The sequence below is a fragment of the Frondihabitans sp. Leaf304 genome (assembly GCF_001423105.1).
In the GTDB taxonomy this organism is placed as follows: Bacteria; Actinomycetota; Actinomycetes; order Actinomycetales; family Microbacteriaceae; genus Frondihabitans.
The window spans coordinates 366522-383403 of record NZ_LMNV01000005.1 but is presented as its reverse complement, the minus strand read 5'-3'; the positions used below and the strand labels follow the sequence as shown (position 1 = coordinate 383403).

At 64.5% G+C, this 16882-nt stretch carries 29 protein-coding genes; 1 reads left to right on the top strand and 28 read right to left on the bottom strand.

Annotation, left to right across the window (positions count from 1 at the left end; genetic code table 11):
* Position 1 precedes the first annotated feature (1 nt).
* The 4 genes from rpsK to infA form a co-directional block, all read right to left on the bottom strand.
* A complete protein-coding gene (rpsK, locus tag ASF54_RS15310; RefSeq protein ID WP_055799944.1) occupies positions 2 to 400 on the bottom strand; it encodes a 30S ribosomal protein S11 in 399 nt (132 codons plus the stop codon).
* 42 nt (positions 401 to 442) lie between these two features.
* The gene (gene rpsM, locus ASF54_RS15305; protein ID WP_055965028.1) at positions 443 to 817 is read right to left on the bottom strand and encodes a 30S ribosomal protein S13; all 375 of its coding nucleotides are present in this window, start codon (positions 815 to 817) and stop codon (positions 443 to 445) included.
* Between the two features lie 204 nt (positions 818 to 1021).
* Positions 1022 to 1138, bottom strand: a complete 117-nt coding sequence (gene rpmJ / locus ASF54_RS15300) for a 50S ribosomal protein L36 (RefSeq protein ID WP_055965025.1) — start codon at positions 1136 to 1138, stop codon at positions 1022 to 1024.
* Positions 1139 to 1242: 104 nt separating this feature from the next.
* On the bottom strand, positions 1243 to 1464 hold the full coding sequence (gene infA, locus ASF54_RS15295; protein ID WP_055965022.1) for a translation initiation factor IF-1: 222 nt from the start codon (positions 1462 to 1464) through the stop codon (positions 1243 to 1245).
* Positions 1465 to 1731: 267 nt separating this feature from the next.
* Here infA and ASF54_RS15290 point away from each other — a divergent pair, with 267 nt between their 5' ends.
* The gene (locus ASF54_RS15290) at positions 1732 to 3042 is read left to right on the top strand and encodes an LCP family protein (RefSeq protein WP_055965019.1); all 1311 of its coding nucleotides are present in this window, start codon (positions 1732 to 1734) and stop codon (positions 3040 to 3042) included.
* Positions 3043 to 3089: 47 nt separating this feature from the next.
* Here ASF54_RS15290 and map read toward each other — a convergent pair whose 3' ends face one another.
* The 24 genes from map to ASF54_RS15170 form a co-directional block, all read right to left on the bottom strand.
* Positions 3090 to 3923 (bottom strand): type I methionyl aminopeptidase, encoded by an 834-nt coding sequence (gene map / locus ASF54_RS15285; RefSeq protein WP_084816341.1) that lies wholly within the window; start codon positions 3921 to 3923, stop codon positions 3090 to 3092.
* Positions 3924 to 3955: 32 nt separating this feature from the next.
* On the bottom strand, positions 3956 to 4573 hold the full coding sequence (locus ASF54_RS15280; protein WP_200919634.1) for an adenylate kinase: 618 nt from the start codon (positions 4571 to 4573) through the stop codon (positions 3956 to 3958).
* Positions 4570 to 5892 (bottom strand): preprotein translocase subunit SecY, encoded by a 1323-nt coding sequence (gene secY / locus ASF54_RS15275; protein WP_055965016.1) that lies wholly within the window; start codon positions 5890 to 5892, stop codon positions 4570 to 4572. The genes ASF54_RS15280 and secY overlap by 4 nt, the downstream gene beginning before the upstream one ends.
* A 66-nt stretch (positions 5893 to 5958) precedes the next feature.
* Positions 5959 to 6528, bottom strand: coding sequence for a 50S ribosomal protein L15 (rplO, locus tag ASF54_RS15270; protein WP_084816340.1), 570 nt, complete (start codon positions 6526 to 6528; stop codon positions 5959 to 5961).
* A complete protein-coding gene (rpmD, locus tag ASF54_RS15265; protein WP_194600685.1) occupies positions 6528 to 6710 on the bottom strand; it encodes a 50S ribosomal protein L30 in 183 nt (60 codons plus the stop codon). Before rpmD ends, rplO begins: the two co-directional genes overlap by 1 nt.
* A complete protein-coding gene (gene rpsE / locus ASF54_RS15260; protein WP_084816339.1) occupies positions 6710 to 7432 on the bottom strand; it encodes a 30S ribosomal protein S5 in 723 nt (240 codons plus the stop codon). Before rpsE ends, rpmD begins: the two co-directional genes overlap by 1 nt.
* Positions 7429 to 7800 carry a 50S ribosomal protein L18 gene (rplR, locus tag ASF54_RS15255; protein WP_055965011.1) on the bottom strand — a complete coding sequence of 124 codons (372 nt, stop codon included), beginning with the start codon at positions 7798 to 7800 and terminating at the stop codon, positions 7429 to 7431. The genes rpsE and rplR overlap by 4 nt, the downstream gene beginning before the upstream one ends.
* 2 nt (positions 7801 to 7802) lie before the next feature.
* On the bottom strand, positions 7803 to 8339 hold the full coding sequence (gene rplF / locus ASF54_RS15250) for a 50S ribosomal protein L6 (RefSeq protein WP_055965008.1): 537 nt from the start codon (positions 8337 to 8339) through the stop codon (positions 7803 to 7805).
* Positions 8340 to 8345: 6 nt separating this feature from the next.
* A complete protein-coding gene (rpsH, locus tag ASF54_RS15245) occupies positions 8346 to 8744 on the bottom strand; it encodes a 30S ribosomal protein S8 (protein ID WP_055965006.1) in 399 nt (132 codons plus the stop codon).
* Between the two features lie 140 nt (positions 8745 to 8884).
* A complete protein-coding gene (rplE, locus tag ASF54_RS15240) occupies positions 8885 to 9478 on the bottom strand; it encodes a 50S ribosomal protein L5 (protein WP_055965002.1) in 594 nt (197 codons plus the stop codon).
* Positions 9478 to 9837 (bottom strand): 50S ribosomal protein L24, encoded by a 360-nt coding sequence (gene rplX, locus ASF54_RS15235; RefSeq protein WP_055964999.1) that lies wholly within the window; start codon positions 9835 to 9837, stop codon positions 9478 to 9480. The genes rplE and rplX overlap by 1 nt, the downstream gene beginning before the upstream one ends.
* 3 nt (positions 9838 to 9840) lie before the next feature.
* Positions 9841 to 10209 (bottom strand): 50S ribosomal protein L14, encoded by a 369-nt coding sequence (rplN, locus tag ASF54_RS15230; protein ID WP_055964996.1) that lies wholly within the window; start codon positions 10207 to 10209, stop codon positions 9841 to 9843.
* Positions 10210 to 10237: 28 nt separating this feature from the next.
* Positions 10238 to 10549 carry a 30S ribosomal protein S17 gene (gene rpsQ, locus ASF54_RS15225; RefSeq protein ID WP_055964993.1) on the bottom strand — a complete coding sequence of 104 codons (312 nt, stop codon included), beginning with the start codon at positions 10547 to 10549 and terminating at the stop codon, positions 10238 to 10240.
* Positions 10549 to 10884, bottom strand: a complete 336-nt coding sequence (rpmC, locus tag ASF54_RS17025; protein ID WP_055964990.1) for a 50S ribosomal protein L29 — start codon at positions 10882 to 10884, stop codon at positions 10549 to 10551. Before rpmC ends, rpsQ begins: the two co-directional genes overlap by 1 nt.
* Complete coding sequence (rplP, locus tag ASF54_RS15215; protein ID WP_055964987.1) at positions 10884 to 11303, bottom strand: 50S ribosomal protein L16; 420 nt, start codon at positions 11301 to 11303, stop codon at positions 10884 to 10886. The genes rpmC and rplP overlap by 1 nt, the downstream gene beginning before the upstream one ends.
* 2 nt (positions 11304 to 11305) lie before the next feature.
* Entirely contained in the window at positions 11306 to 12097 is a 792-nt protein-coding gene (gene rpsC / locus ASF54_RS15210) for a 30S ribosomal protein S3 (protein WP_055964984.1), read from the bottom strand.
* Positions 12097 to 12489, bottom strand: coding sequence for a 50S ribosomal protein L22 (gene rplV, locus ASF54_RS15205; RefSeq protein ID WP_055964981.1), 393 nt, complete (start codon positions 12487 to 12489; stop codon positions 12097 to 12099). The genes rpsC and rplV overlap by 1 nt, the downstream gene beginning before the upstream one ends.
* Positions 12490 to 12514: 25 nt before the next feature.
* Positions 12515 to 12796, bottom strand: a complete 282-nt coding sequence (gene rpsS / locus ASF54_RS15200) for a 30S ribosomal protein S19 (protein WP_055964978.1) — start codon at positions 12794 to 12796, stop codon at positions 12515 to 12517.
* Positions 12797 to 12808: 12 nt separating this feature from the next.
* Positions 12809 to 13648, bottom strand: a complete 840-nt coding sequence (rplB, locus tag ASF54_RS15195; RefSeq protein WP_055964975.1) for a 50S ribosomal protein L2 — start codon at positions 13646 to 13648, stop codon at positions 12809 to 12811.
* An 18-nt stretch (positions 13649 to 13666) separates the two neighbouring features.
* The gene (gene rplW, locus ASF54_RS15190) at positions 13667 to 13966 is read right to left on the bottom strand and encodes a 50S ribosomal protein L23 (RefSeq protein WP_055964972.1); all 300 of its coding nucleotides are present in this window, start codon (positions 13964 to 13966) and stop codon (positions 13667 to 13669) included.
* The gene (gene rplD / locus ASF54_RS15185; RefSeq protein ID WP_055964969.1) at positions 13963 to 14622 is read right to left on the bottom strand and encodes a 50S ribosomal protein L4; all 660 of its coding nucleotides are present in this window, start codon (positions 14620 to 14622) and stop codon (positions 13963 to 13965) included. Before rplD ends, rplW begins: the two co-directional genes overlap by 4 nt.
* A gap of 3 nt (positions 14623 to 14625) precedes the next feature.
* On the bottom strand, positions 14626 to 15279 hold the full coding sequence (rplC, locus tag ASF54_RS15180; RefSeq protein WP_055964965.1) for a 50S ribosomal protein L3: 654 nt from the start codon (positions 15277 to 15279) through the stop codon (positions 14626 to 14628).
* A gap of 14 nt (positions 15280 to 15293) precedes the next feature.
* Positions 15294 to 15602, bottom strand: coding sequence for a 30S ribosomal protein S10 (gene rpsJ / locus ASF54_RS15175; protein ID WP_055964962.1), 309 nt, complete (start codon positions 15600 to 15602; stop codon positions 15294 to 15296).
* Positions 15603 to 16055: 453 nt separating this feature from the next.
* Positions 16056 to 16865 carry a DarT ssDNA thymidine ADP-ribosyltransferase family protein gene (locus ASF54_RS15170; RefSeq protein WP_055964959.1) on the bottom strand — a complete coding sequence of 270 codons (810 nt, stop codon included), beginning with the start codon at positions 16863 to 16865 and terminating at the stop codon, positions 16056 to 16058.
* Between the last annotated feature and the right edge of the window lie 17 nt (positions 16866 to 16882).

The window sequence follows — 16882 nt, the reverse complement described above, 5'->3', positions numbered from 1 at the left end:
CTCAGACGCGGCGACGCTTCGGCGGGCGGCACCCGTTGTGCGCCTGCGGCGTGACGTCGTTGATGGAACCCACCTCGAGGCCAGCGGCCTGGAGCGAGCGGATGGCGGTCTCGCGACCCGATCCCGGGCCCTTCACGAACACGTCGACCTTCTTGACGCCGTGCTCCTGAGCCTGGCGCGCGGCCGACTCGGCTGCGAGCTGTGCGGCGAACGGGGTCGACTTGCGCGAGCCCTTGAAGCCGACGGCGCCGGACGAAGCCCAGCTCAGCACGGCACCCGAGGGATCGGTGATCGAAACGATGGTGTTGTTGAAGGTCGACTTGATGTGGGCCTGGCCCACTGCGACGTTCTTCTTCTCTTTACGGCGGGGCTTACGCGCGGCCGACTTCGGTGCTGCCAATTTTTTCTCCTACAACCTAGATGGCTACGGCGGGCGCCGGGCCTATCGAGCCTTCTTCTTGCCGGCGACGGTGCGCTTCGGGCCCTTGCGGGTACGAGCGTTCGTCTTGGTGCGCTGGCCGCGCACGGGCAGACCGCGACGGTGGCGGATGCCCTCGTAGCTTCCGATCTCGACCTTGCGGCGGATATCGGCGGCGACCTCGCGACGAAGGTCACCCTCCACCTTGAAGTTGCCTTCGATGAAGTCGCGGAGGAGGACGAGCTGGTCGTCGGTGAGGTCTTTCACGCGGATGTTGCCGTCGACCGAGGTCTCGGCAAGAGCCTTGAGAGCGCGTGTGCGCCCGACTCCGTAGATGTAGGTCAGTGCGACTTCCACGCGCTTGTCGCGCGGGATGTCAACGCCTGCTAGACGTGCCATTGTGGCTTCTCCTTGAGAGATGGTGGAGGTATGTCACAGCATCGGTGCCAGGGCCTCCGCCCTGGGTGTCCGCCAAGGATCCGGAACCACGAGTGGTCGTGGATCCTTAGCTTCTGATGCTGCTTGAAGTGGTGCTGTTGGTACTGCGTGCTGGTGGCACTGCGTGGAGATGGTGCAGAGCACCGCCCCACAGAGACAGGCTTATTAGCCCTGACGCTGCTTGTGACGCGGGTTGCTGTTGCAGATCACCATGACGCGACCGTTGCGGCGAATCACCTTGCAGTGCTCGCAGATGCGCTTGACGCTGGGCTTGACCTTCATGTTGCTTCCTTTTGACTCGCTGGCCTCGTGCTCGACGGATGCGTCGAGCCGTTCCTTTCCAGCACCAGCCCTTGCCGGGGGTAAACCCTCGGAGAGGAGCTGGCCTACTTGTAGCGGTAGACGATCCGGCCGCGGGTCAAGTCGTAGGGGCTCAGCTCGACGATCACACGGTCTTCGGGGAGGATGCGGATGTAGTGCTGCCGCATCTTGCCGGAGATGTGCGCGAGAACCTTGTGCCCGTTGCTCAGCTCAACACGAAACATCGCGTTGGGCAGCGCTTCGACCACTGCGCCTTCGATTTCGATGACACCGTCTTTTTTGGCCATAGCCTCACTGTCGCTAAAAATTGGTTTGCTGGTCTTGCGGGGATTGGTGCCGCACGTCTCGCAGACGAGACCGAAGTCTTGCCAAGCTGAGAGCCCATGGATTCGACTCATAGGAATCGATCCGAAGATTGCACGCGGAGAGCGGCCCACGGCACCAAGGGTCGATCTTATTCGATTGCGCTACAGTTTTTCAACCTGGCGGGTCAACTCGACACGCCGATCGCCGCGCCAGTCCAGCGACGTCGCAGCCCTACGAAACGAGGAAACGTGCCCGGAGAACGCACGAGCCGTCGCCATACGGGCGCGAACCCCATCGCCCGCCACGGTCAGCTCCGCCGCCCGCACCCCTTCCGGTTCACGGCAATGCTCCTCGCAGTCGCGCTCGGCGTCGGTGTGATGAGCGTCGGCAGCGTGGCGGCCATCGCCGCCTTCAACCTCAAGTCGCAGATCAAGAGCGTGTCGATCGGCGCCGCCGAAGACAAGATCGCCGAGAACACCTCGATCGGCGCCATCGAGGGAGGCGCGAACATCCTCCTCGTCGGCAGCGACACCCGCGTCGGTCAGACCGAGGTGCAGGCCGGAGTCGCCGACGGCAGCCGAAACGACGTCACGATCCTGATCCACCTGTCGGCCGACCACAAGCAGATGACCGCCATCAGCTTTCCTCGCGACCTGATGGTCGACCTCCCCGCCTGCACGGGCACGGGCGGCGCCACGTTCCCCGCACTCAGCTACCAGCAGTTCAACACCAGCCTCGGCCAGGGTCTCGGTTGCACCGTCGCCACCGTCGAGTCGCTGACGGGTCTCTCCATCCCCTATGCCGCCGAGATCACCTTCGACGGCGTCATCTCGATGTCGAACGCCGTCGGCGGAGTCGACGTCTGCGTCGCCCAGGCCATCAGCGACACCGACTCGGGCCTGCAGCTCTCCGCCGGTACGCACACGCTCAAGGGTCTCCAAGCGCTCGAGTTCCTCCGCACGCGCCATGGTGTGGGCGACGGCAGCGACCTCGCGCGAATCTCGTCCCAGCAGGTGTTCCTCTCCGCCATGATGCGCAAGATCGCCTCGGCCGGCACCCTCAGCAATCCCGTGAAGCTCTACGGCCTCGCCTCCGCCGCCGTCAAGAACATGACGCTCTCCAGGAGCCTCAGCAACACTGACACCATGATCGAGCTCGGCACAGCGCTCAAAGACATCGACCTCTCCAGCGTCCTCTTCGTCCAGTACCCGACGGCCGAAGACCCGCAGAACTCCAACCGCGTCGTTCCGGCCGCAGCAGACGCCGCGATCCTCAATGCCGACCTGCAGAGCGACACCAAGTTCACGCTCGGAGACGACAGCACCGGACGGGCATCACAGGCGGAAAGCTCGACGGGCTCTGGCGGCTCTTCGGGCAGCAGCTCCTCCGGCAGCAGCAGCTCAACCGGCGGCGGGACAGCGGCGGGCAGCGGATCCTCGTCCGGAACGACGGCGACACCGAAATCCTCGGCGACACCGAGCTCGACGGCGACAGCACTTCCGTCGACCATCACTGGTCAGGCGGCCTCCGAGAAGACCTGCTCCGTCGGCAACGGCTGACCTCCCGAGGGTGGCAGGCATCGCCGTGCCCCCTTGGGAGCGGGGCGCTACGGGATCGGAACCGGCTTGACCCCGAGCGGAGCCAACCCGGAGGCGCCACCGTCTGGCGCGGTCAGCACCCAGATGCCGTCGGCATGGACCGCGACCGAGTGCTCCCAGTGCGCAGAGTCAGATGAGTCGGTCGTCGTGACAGTCCAGTCGTCGCCCTGGGTGAAGGTCTCGATTCCGCCAGCGGTGATCATCGGCTCGATGGCCACGACCAGGCCGGGCTTGACCGTCGGGCCGCGACCCTTGACGCGGTAGTTGAACACCGGGGGCTCTTCGTGCATCGAGCGTCCGATGCCGTGACCGACGTAGTCCTCGAGGATTCCGAATTCGCCCTGCGACTCGATGTACTCCTCGATCGCTTCGCCCACCTCATTGAGGTGCGAAGCCGCCGCCAGGGCGGCGATGCCGTGCCAGAGCGACTGCTCGGTCACGTGGTTGAGGCGCTCGCGCTCAGCAAAACGCTCAGGATCCGACGGGTCGGCAAGCACGAACGTCCGGGCCGAATCGCCGTTCCACTCGTCGAGCTGAGCTCCGCTGTCGATCGACACGATGTCGCCCGCAGCCAGCACCCGGTCGCCCGGAATGCCGTGCACGACGTCGGCATTCACCGATGCGCACACCGTGTGCCGATAGCCAGGGACGAGCATGAAGTTCGGCTCGCCGCCGCCGGCACGGATCGTCCGCTCGGCGATCGCATCCAGCTCGCCGGTCGTGATGCCGGGACGAATCGCCGCGGCGACGGCCTCGAGCGAGGCCGCGGTCAACAGCCCCGGGGCGACCATCCGCCGGAGTTCTTCGGGGGTCTTGTAGATGCCGGGACGGCGAAAAGCCACGCGGTGCCTTCGTTTCTGAGAGCGGAAAGAGGTCAGGCTGCGGCGGTGGGCCGGATGCCCCGTGACGCGAGAGCGTCGTCGATGCGCGAGGCAACCTCGTCGATCGAACCGAGTCCGTCGACCTCGAGTACGAGGCCCTTCTCGCCATACGCGGCGATCAGCGGACCGGTCTCGCGGAGATAGACGTCTTGACGGTGCCGAATGGCCTCTTCGGTGTCGTCACTGCGACCCTGCTCAACGGCGCGACGGCGGAGTCGCTCCACGATCTCATCGCGATCCGCGACGAGTTGCACGACTGCTGTGAGCTGCTCGCCCTTGCCCTGCAACAGGCTCTCCAGGTAGTCGACCTGATCGGCCGTGCGCGGGTAACCGTCGAGCAAGAAGCCCTGCTCGGCGTCGGGCTGAGCCAGGCGGTCTTCGATCAGCTCGTTGGTCAGCGTGTCGGGAACGTAGTCGCCCGCGTCGAGAATGGTCTTCACCTTGAGACCCAACGGTGTCTCGTTCTTCACGTTCGCTCGGAAGATGTCTCCGGTCGAAATCGCGGGGATCCCGTAGGTCTCAGCAATGCGCACTGCCTGAGTGCCCTTGCCCGCGCCGGGCGGACCGACGATGAGCAGTCGAGTGCCCTGGGCGTCTGCAGCCGGGGTCATCGAAGAAGACCCTCGTAGTGGCGCTGCTGGAGCTGGGAGTCGACCTGCTTCACCGTTTCGAGACCGACACCGACGATGATCAGAATGCTCGCGCCGCCGAAGGGGAAGTTCTGATTCGCGCCCACTGTGGCGAGAGCGATCAGCGGGATGAGGGCGACGAGGCCCAGATACAAGGACCCGGGCAGGGTGACGCGGGTGAGCACGTAGTCGAGGTAGTCGGCGGTGGGACGACCGGCACGGATGCCGGGGATGAACCCGCCGTACTTCTTCATGTTGTCGGCAACCTCTTCGGGGTTGAACGTGATCGCCACGTAGAAGTAGGTGAACCCGATGATGAGCATGAAGTAAAGGAGCATGTAGAGCGGCTTGTCGCCCGACGTGAGGTTCGTCTGGACCCAGCTGACCCACGCGGCCGGAGCCGTGCCGTTGGTCGGCGTGTTGAACTGAGCTACCAGGGCCGGCAGGTACAGGAGCGACGAGGCGAAGATGACCGGCACGACGCCCGCCATATTGACCTTGATCGGGATGTACGTGTTGTTGCCACCGTAGGTTCGCCGCCCGACCATTCGTTTGGCGTACTGCACGGGAATCCGTCGTTGTGATTGCTCGACGAACACGACAAGGCCCATGATGACGACGCCGACGACGATCACCATCAGGAAGATCTCGAAGCCCTTCGCCTGCTGGATGGCCCAGAGCGCCGTCGGGAACTTGGCCGCGATCGACGTGAAGATGAGCAGCGACATTCCGTTGCCGATGCCGCGCTCGGTGATCAGCTCGCCCATCCACATGATGAGGCCGGTACCGGCGGTCATGGTGATGACCATGAGGAGGATCGCGTACCAGGCGTTGTTCGTGATGAGCTGGCTGCACTCGGACACGGTCGACGAGCCGAACAGGGCACCGGAGCGGGCCACCGTGATCAGGGTCGTGGACTGGAGGATTCCGAGCGCGATGGTGAGGTAACGCGTGTACTGCGTCAGCTTGGCCTGACCGGTCTGGCCCTCTTTGTACAGCGCGTCGAAGTGCGGGATGACCACGCGGAGCAACTGCACGATGATCGACGATGTGATGTAGGGCATGATGCCCAGCGCGAAGATCGAAAGTTGAAGAAGCGCGCCACCGGAGAAGAGGTTGACGAGCTCGTAGAGGCCCGAGGTCGACTGGTTGCCAGCGAGGCAGACCTGCACGTTGCTGTAGTCGACGAAGGGCGAGGGGATGAAGCTGCCCAACCGGAAGAGCGCGATGATGCCGAGCGTGAACCCGATCTTTCGGCGAAGGTCGGGTGTGCGGAATATCCGCGAAATAGCTCTGAACATGGTGGCCTCCCGGTATGAGGATAAACGACTGATGGGGGTGGCCCTTACGGACCACCCCCTCAGGTACTACTTGGTGACTGTTCCGCCCGCGGCGACAATCTTCTCTTCGGCAGAGCCGGAGACCTTGTCGACACTCACGGTCAGCTTGACGGCGAGATCGCCCTGGCCGAGCACCTTGACCTTCTCGTTCTTGCGAACGGCACCCTTGGCCACGAGGTCACTCACGGTGACCTCACCGCCGGCGGGGTAGAGGTCGGTCAGCTTGTCGAGGTTGACAACCTGGTACTCGACGCGGAACGGGTTCTTGAACCCGCGGAGCTTCGGGGTGCGCATGTGCAGAGGCATCTGCCCACCCTCGAAGCCGACACGGACCGTGTAGCGAGCCTTGGTTCCCTTGGTACCGCGACCAGCGGTCTTACCCTTCGAACCCTCACCGCGACCCACGCGAGTCTTCGCCTTCTTGGCACCGGGAGCCGGACGAAGGTGGTGGACCTTGAGGATCTGCGGACGAGCGACGTCGGAAGACTCCGACTTCGCTGCGGCCTGAGTGGTTGCTGCCTTGGTGGCAGGCTTCTTGGTCGCAGCCTTGGGAGCTGCGGCCTTCGTGGTGGCTTCGTCTTTCGAAGTGTCAGCCATTAGTCAATCTCCTCGACCTTGACGAGGTGAGCGACCGTTACGACGTAACCGCGGTTCTGCTTGTCATCAGGGCGAACGACCGTCTGGCCGATTCGCTTGAGACCCAAGCTGCGCAGCGTGTCGCGCTGGTTCTGCTTCTCGCTAATTTTGGACTTGATCTGAGTCACGCGGAGCTGAGCCATCAGGCACCTGCCTTCTCAGTTGCGGCAGCACGAGCGTCGGCCTCGATGCGAAGCAGACGAGCGGGAGCGACCTGGTCGATGTCGAGACCACGACGAGCTGCGACGGCGCGCGGCTCTTCCAGCTGCTGCAGCGCGGCGACAGTCGCGTGCACGATGTTGATGGTGTTCGACGAACCGAGCGACTTGCTCAGAACGTCGTGGATGCCAGCGCACTCCAGAACGGCGCGAACCGGACCACCGGCGATAACACCGGTACCCGCAGCGGCGGGGCGGAGCAGGACGACGCCGGCTGCAGCCTCACCCTGGACGGGGTGCGGAATGGTGTTCGCGATACGAGGGACGCGGAAGAAGTTCTTCTTCGCCTCCTCAACACCCTTCGAGATGGCGGTGGGAACCTCGCGGGCCTTGCCGTAGCCGACACCGACGAGACCGTTACCGTCACCGACGACGACGAGAGCGGTGAAGCTGAAGCGACGACCACCCTTGACGACCTTGGAGACGCGGTTGATGGTGACGACGCGCTCGAGGAACTGGCTCTTGTCGCGGTCGTCACGACCACCGCGACCCTGGTTCCGGTCGCCGCGACCGGCGCCACGGCGGTCGGTACGACCACTGTTGCCACCCTCGCGGTTGTTCGACTCGGAGCCGGCAGCCGTCTCCACGGGGCGCTCGACGACGGCCTCGGCCGTCGGCTCGGGCGTCTTGTTCGTTGCGTCGCTCACAGGTCCAACCCACCTTCCCGGGCGCCGTCGGCAATTGCCGCCACGCGTCCGGCGTACTTGTTACCACCGCGGTCGAAGACGACCGCTTCGATTCCGGCAGCCTTGGCGCGCTCGGCGACGAGCTCGCCGACCTTCTTGGCCTTAGCCGTCTTGTCACCGTCGAACGTGCGCATGTCGGCCTCGAGGGTCGATGCGCTGGCGACGGTGTAGCCCTTGCTGTCGTCGACGACCTGCACGAATACGTGACGGGCCGAGCGATTGACGACGAGACGGGGGCGAACTTCCGTGCCCACGATCTTCTTGCGCAGGCGAGTGTGGCGTCGGCTCGTAGCGGCCGACTTGCTCTTACCTCTGGTTCCGAGACCCATGATTACTTACCTGACTTTCCGGCCTTGCGGCGGACGACCTCGCCGGCGTAGCGAACACCCTTGCCCTTGTAGGGCTCGGGCTTGCGCAGCTTGCGGATGTTGGCGGCCACTTCGCCGACGGCCTGCTTGTCGATGCCGGTGACGGTGAGCTTGTTGTTGCCCTCGACCGTGAAGCTGATGCCCTGGGGCGGCTCGACGGTGATCGGGTGCGAGTAGCCGAGGGCGAACTCGATGTTCTGGCCCTTGGCCTGCACGCGGTAACCGGTACCGACGATCTCGAGGCCCTTGGAGTAGCCCTGAGTGACGCCGGTGATCTGGTTCGCGATGAGAGTGCGGGTCAGGCCGTGGAGCGAACGCGACGAGCGCTCGTCATCCGGGCGGGTGACCAGAACGGTGCCCTCTTCGAGCTTGGCTTCAATGGGGCTGGCGACGACGAGCGACAGCTCGCCCTTCGGGCCCTTGACGGTGACGGCCTGGCCGTCGATCTTCACGTCGACCCCGGTGGGGATCGGAATGGGAAGGCGTCCGATTCGTGACATAGCGGGTTACCACACGTAGGCGAGGACTTCCCCACCCACGCCCTTCTTCTCGGCCTCACGGTCGGTCAGCAGACCGGAGGAAGTCGACAGGATGGCCACGCCGAGACCGCCGAGAACCTGAGGGATCTCGGTCGACTTTGCGTAGACGCGGAGGCCCGGCTTGGAAACGCGCTTGATGCCCACGATGGAGCGCTCGCGTGCGGGGCCGTACTTGAGGTCGATGGTGAGGGTCTGTCCGACGCGAGCGTCTTCGACCTTCCAGGACTCGATGAAACCCTCTTTTTTGAGGATCTCAGCGATGTGGGACTTGAGCTTGGAGCTCGGCAGCGACACGGTCTCGTGGAATGCCGAGTTCGCGTTGCGCAGTCTGGTCAGCAGGTCTGCGACCGGATCTGTCATCGTCATGCGAATTGATCTCTTTCTCGAGCGGTTTCGACTTCCGGTACACCGGGAGCCGACCTACGCGATCGGGTGGCCTGGAGCGATTCTCCAGACACGGAAGTGCGGCCGGACACTTCGAAACCGAAGTGTCCGACCGAACGATCTTAGTTGGCCGAGTCGGCCGAGCGGAACGGGAAGCCGAGTGCCTTGAGCAGAGCCCGGCCCTCGTCGTCGTTCTTCGCGGTGGTCACGACAGTGATGTCGAAGCCGCGAACTCGGTCGATGCGGTCCTGATCGATCTCGTGGAACATGCTCTGCTCGTTGAGACCGAAGGTGTAGTTGCCGTTGCCGTCGAACTGGCGGTCGCTCAGACCGCGGAAGTCGCGGATGCGAGGAAGCGCAAGCGAGAGCAGACGGTCGAGGAACTCCCAAGCGCGGTCGCCACGAAGCGTGACGTGAGCACCGATCGGCTGACCCTCACGCAGTTTGAACTGCGCGATGGACTTACGGGCCTTGGTGACCAGCGGCTTCTGTCCGGTGATGGCCGTGAGGTCTTTGACCGCACCGTCCATGACCTTCGAGTCGCGAGCTGCCTCGCCGACACCGGTGTTGACGACGATCTTCACGAGACCGGGCACCTGGTGCACGTTCGTGAATCCGAAGTCGCTCTTCAGCTGCGGCAGGATCTCGGCCTGGTACTTGGCCTTGAGGCGAGGCTGAGCGCTGGGCTCGACCGTCGCGGTAGTGGTGTCACTCATCAGAGATCCTCCCCCGACTTCTTGGCGTAGCGGACACGGACGGTCTTGGTGACTCCGTCTTTCGTGACCTTGTCTTCGCGGAAGCCGACGCGGGTCGGCTTCTTGCTCTTAGGGTCGACCAGCGCGACGTTCGACACGTGGATGGAAGCCTCGTGCGTCTCGATGCCGCCGGTCTTGGTGCCCCGCTGGGTCTGGCCGACACGGACGTGCTTGGTGACGAAGTTGACACCCTCCACGACCACGCGGTTCTTCTCCACGAGGACCTCGATGACCTTGCCCTGCTTGCCGCGGTCTCCGCCGCGGGCCTGCGTGGCTCCGGTGATGACCTGAACCAGGTCACCCTTCTTGATGTTTGCCATGACTTAGATAACCTCCGGCGCCAGCGAGATGATCTTCATGAACTTCTTGTCGCGGAGTTCGCGACCGACCGGTCCGAAGATGCGGGTACCACGGGGGTCTCCGTCAGCCTTCAGGATCACTGCGGCGTTCTCGTCGAACTTGATGTAGGAGCCGTCGTTACGACGGGTCTCCTTCTTGGTGCGAACGATGACCGCCTTGACGACGTCACCCTTCTTCACGTTGCCACCGGGGATGGCGTCCTTCACCGTGGCGACGATGACGTCACCGAGGCCGGCGTAACGACGACCCGAGCCACCGAGAACGCGGATGGTGAGGATCTCTTTGGCACCGGTGTTGTCGGCGACCTTGAGGCGGGATTCCTGCTGAATCACTTCTGTCTCCTATCGAGCAGGCCGAGGCCTACTTCGCCTTCTCGAGGATCTCGACCAGGCGCCAGCGCTTGGAGGCGCTGAGCGGACGGGTCTCGCTGATGACGACCAGGTCACCGACGCCGGCCGAGTTGGCCTCGTCGTGAACCTTGACCTTGGAGGTACGGCGGATGACCTTGCCGTACAGGGGGTGCTTCACGCGGTCTTCGACCTCGACGACGATGGTTTTCTCCATCTTGTCGCTCGTGACGTAGCCACGACGCGTCTTGCGGTAGCCGCGGACGAGGGTGTCCGACTCGACAGTGTCTGTCGAGGCCGCAGCAGCCTTCTTCTCGGTAGCCATTACTTGGTCTCCTCGGTCTCAGCGGCCTCGACGGTCTCGTCGGCCGGCTTCGCAGCGGCCTTCTTCGTCGACTTCTTGGCAGCAGCCTTGGGGGCAGCCGCGGCCGGGGCGGGGGTGGCACGAATGCCGAGCTCGCGCTCACGGAGCACCGTGTAGATACGAGCGATGTCGCGCTTGACGGCACGAACGCGGCCGTGGTTCTCGAGCTGGCCGGTAGCCGACTGGAAGCGCAGGTTGAACAGCTCTTCCTTGGCCTTCTTGAGCTCGTCGACAAGACGCTCGTCTTCGAATGTGTCGAGCTCGGTCGGAGCGAGCTCCTTGGATCCGATCGCCATTATGCGTCGCCCTCCTCGCGCTTGATGATGCGTGCCTTCAGGGGCAGCTTGTGAATTGCACGAGTGAGCGCCTCTTTGGCGACTTCCTCGCTGACGCCGCTGAGCTCGAAGAGCACGCGACCCGGCTTGACGTTGGCGACCCACCACTCGGGCGAACCCTTACCGGAACCCATGCGGGTTTCGGCCGGCTTCTTGGTTAGCGGGCGGTCGGGGTAGATGTTGATCCACACCTTTCCACCACGCTTGATGTGACGGGTCATGGCGATACGAGCGGACTCGATCTGACGGTTGGTGACGTAGGCAGGCGTGAGAGCCTGAATGCCGTACTCACCGAAGCTCACGCGAGTACCACCGGTGGCCTGGCCACTACGGCCGGGGTGGTGCTGCTTGCGGTGCTTGACACGACGGGGAATCAACATGGTTATGCCTCAGCTCCTGCGGTGACCGGGGCGTCCTGCGTCTGCGGAGCACGGGTGTTGCCACCACGGGATCCACGGTCGCGGTCGCCACCACGGTCGTTACGACGCTCGGGGCGCGACGACTTCTGGTTCGCCTGCTCACGCGCGAGCTCTTTGTTGGTGATGTCGCCCTTGTAGATCCAGACCTTGACACCGATGCGACCGAACGTGGTCTTGGCTTCGTAGAAGCCGTAGTCGATGTTGGCGCGGAGCGTGTGCAGGGGCACGCGGCCCTCGCGGTAGAACTCCGAGCGGCTCATCTCAGCGCCGCCGAGACGGCCCGAGACCTGGATGCGAACACCCTTGGCGCCGGCGCGCTGAGCACCCTGCAGACCCTTGCGCATAGCGCGGCGGAAAGCCACGCGAGCGCTGAGCTGCTCGGCGATGCCCTGGGCGACGAGCTGAGCTTCGGCCTCGGGGTTCTTGACCTCGAGGATGTTCAGCTGGATCTGCTTGCCCGTGAGCTTCTCGAGGTCGGCGCGGATGCGCTCGGCCTCGGCGCCACGGCGACCGATCACAATGCCCGGGCGGGCCGTGTGAATGTCGACGCGAACGCGGTCGCGGGTGCGCTCGATCTCGATCTTGGCCACGCCAGCGCGGTCGAGGGAGGTCTTGAGCAGGTTGCGGATCTTGATGTCTTCAGCGACGTAGTCGCTGTAGCGCTGGCCGGCCTTCGTGCTGTCGGAGAACCAACGCGACACGTGGTCGGTGGTGATTCCGAGACGGAAGCCGTACGGGTTTACTTTCTGGCCCATTACTTGCTCGCCTTCTTCGACGTCGTGGCCGCTTCGGCCTCTTCGGGCGTCGCGAGGACGACCGTGATGTGGCTGGTGCGCTTCAGGATCTGGAACGCACGGCCCTGAGCACGAGGCTGGAACCGCTTGAGGGTTGCTCCCTCGTCGACGTAGGCACTCGAGATGTAGAGGTCTTCGTCGTTGAGGTAGCTGTTCTGAGCGTCGGCCTTCACTCGGGCGTTGGCCATAGCCGACGCGACGAGCTTGTAGACCGGCTCCGATGCGCCCTGCGGCGCGAACTTCAGAATGGCCAGGGCCTCGAGGGCCTGCTTGCCGCGGATCAGGTTGACAACGCGACGGGCCTTCATGGGGGTGACGCGGATGTGACGCACGCGTGCGATCGACTCCACCATTTCTCTCCTCCTTCTCGCCGCCGCGTTAGCGACGACGACCCTTCTTGTCGTCCTTCACGTGGCCGCGGAAGGTGCGGGTGGGCGCGAACTCGCCGAGCTTGTGGCCGATCATGGATTCGGTCACGAAAACGGGGATGTGCTTGCGTCCGTCATGCACGGCGATGGTGTGGCCGAGCATGTTCGGGATGATCATCGAGCGACGCGACCAGGTACGGATCACGTTCTTCGTGTTGGCTTCGTTCTGAACAACAACCTTGCGGAGCAGGTGGTCGTCGACGAAGGGGCCCTTCTTCAGACTGCGTGGCATCTTCTACAACTCCTACTTGCGCTTGTTGCCAGCGTTGCGGCGGCGGACGATGAGCTTGTCGCTCTCGAGCTTGGGGTGACGAGTGCGGCCCTCTTTCTGGCCCCACGGCGAGACCGGGTGGCGTCCACCGGAGGTCTTGCCCTCACCACCACCGTGCGGGTGGTCGACGGGGTTCATGGCGACACCACGCACGGTCGGGCGAACGCCCTTCCAGCGCATACGGCCGGCCTTTCCCCAGTTGATGTTCGACTGCTCGGCGTTGCCGACCTCGCCGATCGTGGCGCGGCAGCGCGCGTCGACGTTGCGGACCTCGCCCGAGGGGAGACGCAGCTGCGCGTAGGGGCCGTCTTTGGCGACGAGACGAACCGAGGCACCGGCGGAGCGGGCCATCTTGGCACCGCCACCGGGCTTGAGCTCGATCGCGTGGATGACGGTACCGACCGGGATGTTCTTCAGCGGAAGGTTGTTACCCGGCTTGATGTCCGCGCCAGCGCCCGACTCGACGATGTCGCCCTGCGACAGCTTGTTCGGAGCGATGATGTAGCGCTTGGTGCCGTCCACGAAGTGGAGCAGCGCGATGCGCGCCGTGCGGTTGGGGTCGTACTCGATGTGAGCGACCTTGGCGTTCACGCCGTCTTTGTCGTTGCGACGGAAGTCGATGACGCGGTACTGGCGCTTGTGGCCACCACCGATGTGACGGGTCGTGATGCGGCCGGCGTTGTTACGACCACCGGTCTTCGACAGGGGACGAAGCAGCGACTTCTCAGGAGTCGAGCGCGTGATCTCAGCGAAGTCGGCGACGGATGAACCGCGGCGACCCGGAGTCGTGGGCTTGTATTTGCGAATAGCCATTATTTATCCCTCCGCGCCCTAGCCGACAGCCGTGAAGATGTCGATGGAGCCCGACTTGAGTGTCACGATGGCGCGCTTGGTGCTCTTGCGCTTGCCGATCCCGAACTTGGTACGACGCGTCTTACCCGGACGGTTCAGCGTGTTGATGCTGTCGACCTTGACGTCGAAGATCTTCTCGATGGCGAGCTTGATCTCGGTCTTGTTCGAGCGCGGGTCGACCAGGAAGGTGTACTTGCCCTGATCAATCAGGGAGTACGACTTCTCGGAGACGACCGGCGAGATCACGACGTCGCGGGGGTCTTTGTGGATGCCGCTCATGCGGTGGCCTCCTTGTTGGTCTTCTTGGCCACGAAGGCCTCGAAAGCGCTCTTGGTGAAGACGATGTCGTCGGAGACGAGGACGTCGTAGGCGTTGAGCTGGTCCCACGAGATGACGTGGACCTCGTCGACGTTGCGGACGCTCTTCTGCGTCAGCAGGTCATCGCGCTCGATGACGACCAGGACGTGCTTGCTCGTGGAGATGCTCGCAAGCAGCTCGAGAGCGGTCTTGGTCGAGACGACGTCGGCCACGAAGGACTCGACGACGTGGACGCGGGCGCCGCGAGCGCGGTCGGAGAGAGCACCGAGCAGAGCTGCGGCGATCATCTTCTTGGGGGTGCGCTGCGAGTAGTTGCGGGGCGTCGGGCCGTGGACGATGCCACCGCCGGTCATCTGAGGAGCGCGGATGGAGCCCTGGCGAGCGCGACCCGTTCCCTTCTGCTTGAACGGCTTGCGGCCGGCACCGGAGACCTCGCCGCGGCCCTTGACCTTGTGCGTGCCCTGGCGTGCGGCAGCGAGCTGCGCGACGACGACCTGGTGGATCAGCGGGACGTTTGCGACGACGTCGAAGATCTCAGCGGGGAGGTCGACGGAGCCGGACTTGGCGCCCTTGGCGTCGAGGACATCGACGGCGGTGGAAGCAGTGGTGATAGCCATGCGCTAGTTCCCCTTCACGGCGGTGCGGACGAAGACGGTGCGGCCACGAGCGCCGGGGACAGCGCCCTTGACGAGCAGCAGACCCTTCTCGACGTCGACGGCGTGAACCGTGAGGTTGAGGACGGTGACGCGCTCCCCACCCATGCGACCGGCCATGCGCATGCCCTTGAAGACACGGCTGGGGGTCGACGAAGCACCGATCGAACCGGGCTTGCGGTGGTTACGGTGCGAACCGTGGGATGCCGAGACACCCTTGAAGTTGTGACGCTTCATGACACCGGCGAAGCCCTTGCCCTTGGAAGTGCCGACGACGTCGACCTTCTGGCCGGCCTCGAAGGAATCGACCGCGAGCTCCTGGCCGAGTGCGTACTCGGCGGCGTCGGCGGTGCGAACCTCGGTGAGGGTGCGGCGAGGCGTGACGCCCGCCTTGTCGAAGTGACCGGTGCGGGGCTTGTTGGCCTTGCGCGGGTCGATTGCTCCGGCAGCGATCTGGACGGCTACGTAGCCGTCGACCTCTTCGGTGCGGATCTGAGTCACGACGTTCGGAGAGATCTCGACGACGGTGACGGGGATCAGCTTGTTGTCGGCGTCCCAGACCTGGGTCATGCCGAGCTTCTTGCCGAGGAGACCCTTGACGTTCTTGGTGGTGATAGCCATTAGTTCGTCGCCCCCTACAGCTTGATCTCGATGTTGACGTCGGCGGGGAGGTCGAGACGCATGAGCGAGTCGACGGCCTTCGGCGTCGGGTCGATGATGTCGATGAGACGCTTGTGCGTGCGCTTCTCGAAGTGCTCGCGCGAGTCTTTGTACTTGTGGGGCGAACGGATGACTGCGATCACGTTCTTCTCCGTGGGAAGCGGCACGGGGCCGACCACGGTCGCGCCGGCACGGGTCACCGTGTCGACGATCTTGCGGGCTGACGTGTCGATGACCTCGTGGTCGTACGACTTCAGCCGGATGCGGATCTTTTGTCCCGCCATGTGTGACTCTCTCTCGATATAAACGTCGCGCACCTTCACGGGGCCGCCTGACGCGCCTTCGCGGTCGTATCGCTTTCGCGAACTCCCACTCGGGCTGGGTCTTGTTCAGACTGGGGTCACTCCGGATGCCGCAGTTGCCTGCTCACACGACCGTCGCACCACTGTTGATGTGTCAATCCGTCTTCGACCGCATGCCGAAGGCCTGCGCTCGTAACCGCTCCGCTGATTTCGTAGCCGATTCAGCGTGATGGCCACCGTGGGGAGGTCATCTCTCGGGTTTCGATTGAAGAGGTGTCCTGCTACCCGCGGCCCAGTCGATACGACTGTGCACTGCCTGGCAGTGATTCGAACCGCACGCAGCGGCCGAAGTGTTGAACCAGACAAGCTTGCCACAGCCCGGCATTTGCTGCAACCCGGGCGTGTCGGAATTGTTGCGACTCAGCTCGAGTCGAGCTATTCCGCCTCGGAGGGGCGGAACCACGGCGGGTAGACGGCGACTCGCGGCGCCCGCCCCTCCACATCGCGGAGCAGGCTCTTGACCTCGTCGCGGGTGCGATCGTTCGGCACTCCGATGAGGGTGACCAAGGAGAGATCGAACGAGTCTGGCACCAGGATCTCGACCTCGAGCAGGTCGGGGTCAGCGATCGAAGCGCGTCGCGCGAGCGTAGCCGCCTCGGCCTGGCCGACTCCGAAACGCGCGAGCGGCCCGGCAGGGTCGCCGTCGGCGAGCACGAAGTCGTCGGGGAGGGCCGCTACGGGAGCCACGAGCACGACGAAGTCGGTGGGGCGGGTGGCTCGTGCTGCGGGTGACCACCGGGATCCTTCGGCGCCGCTGCGCACCTCGTTCCAGGTGGCCGCGTCGGGCGAGAGCGCGAACGGTACGTGACCGGCGACAGTGGAACCGGTCGGGAGAGCCGCAGCGGCACGCCGCTCGCGCGCCTCGGGCGACGCGACGTCGAGCTCGGGGACCGCGTCGGCTCGAAGGCGACCGTCGGAGAAGATGTCGGCGAGGTTCGACAGGTGGGTCCAGTGGTGGACACGCATCGTGGCGAGGTCGATGTCGGGAAGAGCTGCCGCTGCGGGGGCGGCGCGCTTGGCACCCGGAGCGCGGACGACTGCCGGCATCCGGATCGCCGAGCCGCCGACGGGAGCGCGTCGTGCAGCCGCCGGTCGAGCGACGGGCGCAACCACCGGCTCTTCTCGCTTGCGGGGCGTGCAGAGGTCGCAAAGCTCAGCATCGAGGCCGTGGATGCATTCGGTCACAGCAGTTGTTCCTCTCG

What these genes read in the sequence shown, in the direction of transcription:
- rplV (WP_055964981.1), bottom strand. Translation starts at nt 12,489, where the DNA reads ATGGTGGAGTCGATCGCACGCGTGCGTCACATCCGCGTCACCCCCATG.
- rpmC (WP_055964990.1), bottom strand. Translation starts at nt 10,884, where the DNA reads ATGGCGATCGGATCCAAGGAGCTCGCTCCGACCGAGCTCGACACATTC.
- secY (WP_055965016.1), bottom strand. Translation starts at nt 5,892, where the DNA reads ATGTTCAGAGCTATTTCGCGGATATTCCGCACACCCGACCTTCGCCGA.
- rplR (WP_055965011.1), bottom strand. Translation starts at nt 7,800, where the DNA reads ATGGGTCTCGGAACCAGAGGTAAGAGCAAGTCGGCCGCTACGAGCCGA.
- rplX (WP_055964999.1), bottom strand. Translation starts at nt 9,837, where the DNA reads ATGGCAAACATCAAGAAGGGTGACCTGGTTCAGGTCATCACCGGAGCC.
- rplB (WP_055964975.1), bottom strand. Translation starts at nt 13,648, where the DNA reads ATGGCTATTCGCAAATACAAGCCCACGACTCCGGGTCGCCGCGGTTCA.
- rplC (WP_055964965.1), bottom strand. Translation starts at nt 15,279, where the DNA reads ATGGCTATCACCACCAAGAACGTCAAGGGTCTCCTCGGCAAGAAGCTC.
- rpsC (WP_055964984.1), bottom strand. Translation starts at nt 12,097, where the DNA reads ATGGGCCAGAAAGTAAACCCGTACGGCTTCCGTCTCGGAATCACCACC.
- rpsS (WP_055964978.1), bottom strand. Translation starts at nt 12,796, where the DNA reads ATGCCACGCAGTCTGAAGAAGGGCCCCTTCGTCGACGACCACCTGCTC.
- rpmJ (WP_055965025.1), bottom strand. Translation starts at nt 1,138, where the DNA reads ATGAAGGTCAAGCCCAGCGTCAAGCGCATCTGCGAGCACTGCAAGGTG.
- rpmD (WP_194600685.1), bottom strand. Translation starts at nt 6,710, where the DNA reads ATGGCTCAGCTCCGCGTGACTCAGATCAAGTCCAAAATTAGCGAGAAG.
- rpsQ (WP_055964993.1), bottom strand. Translation starts at nt 10,549, where the DNA reads ATGGCTACCGAGAAGAAGGCTGCTGCGGCCTCGACAGACACTGTCGAG.
- rplO (WP_084816340.1), bottom strand. Translation starts at nt 6,528, where the DNA reads ATGGCTGACACTTCGAAAGACGAAGCCACCACGAAGGCCGCAGCTCCC.
- rpsM (WP_055965028.1), bottom strand. Translation starts at nt 817, where the DNA reads ATGGCACGTCTAGCAGGCGTTGACATCCCGCGCGACAAGCGCGTGGAA.
- rplP (WP_055964987.1), bottom strand. Translation starts at nt 11,303, where the DNA reads ATGTTGATTCCCCGTCGTGTCAAGCACCGCAAGCAGCACCACCCCGGC.
- rplF (WP_055965008.1), bottom strand. Translation starts at nt 8,339, where the DNA reads ATGTCACGAATCGGACGCCTTCCCATTCCGATCCCCACCGGGGTCGAC.
- rplE (WP_055965002.1), bottom strand. Translation starts at nt 9,478, where the DNA reads ATGAGTGACACCACTACCGCGACGGTCGAGCCCAGCGCTCAGCCTCGC.
- ASF54_RS15280 (WP_200919634.1), bottom strand. Translation starts at nt 4,573, where the DNA reads ATGACCCCGGCTGCAGACGCCCAGGGCACTCGACTGCTCATCGTCGGT.
- rplD (WP_055964969.1), bottom strand. Translation starts at nt 14,622, where the DNA reads ATGGCTATCACCACTGCTTCCACCGCCGTCGATGTCCTCGACGCCAAG.
- infA (WP_055965022.1), bottom strand. Translation starts at nt 1,464, where the DNA reads ATGGCCAAAAAAGACGGTGTCATCGAAATCGAAGGCGCAGTGGTCGAA.
- rpsH (WP_055965006.1), bottom strand. Translation starts at nt 8,744, where the DNA reads ATGACGATGACAGATCCGGTCGCAGACCTGCTGACCAGACTGCGCAAC.
- rplW (WP_055964972.1), bottom strand. Translation starts at nt 13,966, where the DNA reads ATGAGCGGCATCCACAAAGACCCCCGCGACGTCGTGATCTCGCCGGTC.
- rpsJ (WP_055964962.1), bottom strand. Translation starts at nt 15,602, where the DNA reads ATGGCGGGACAAAAGATCCGCATCCGGCTGAAGTCGTACGACCACGAG.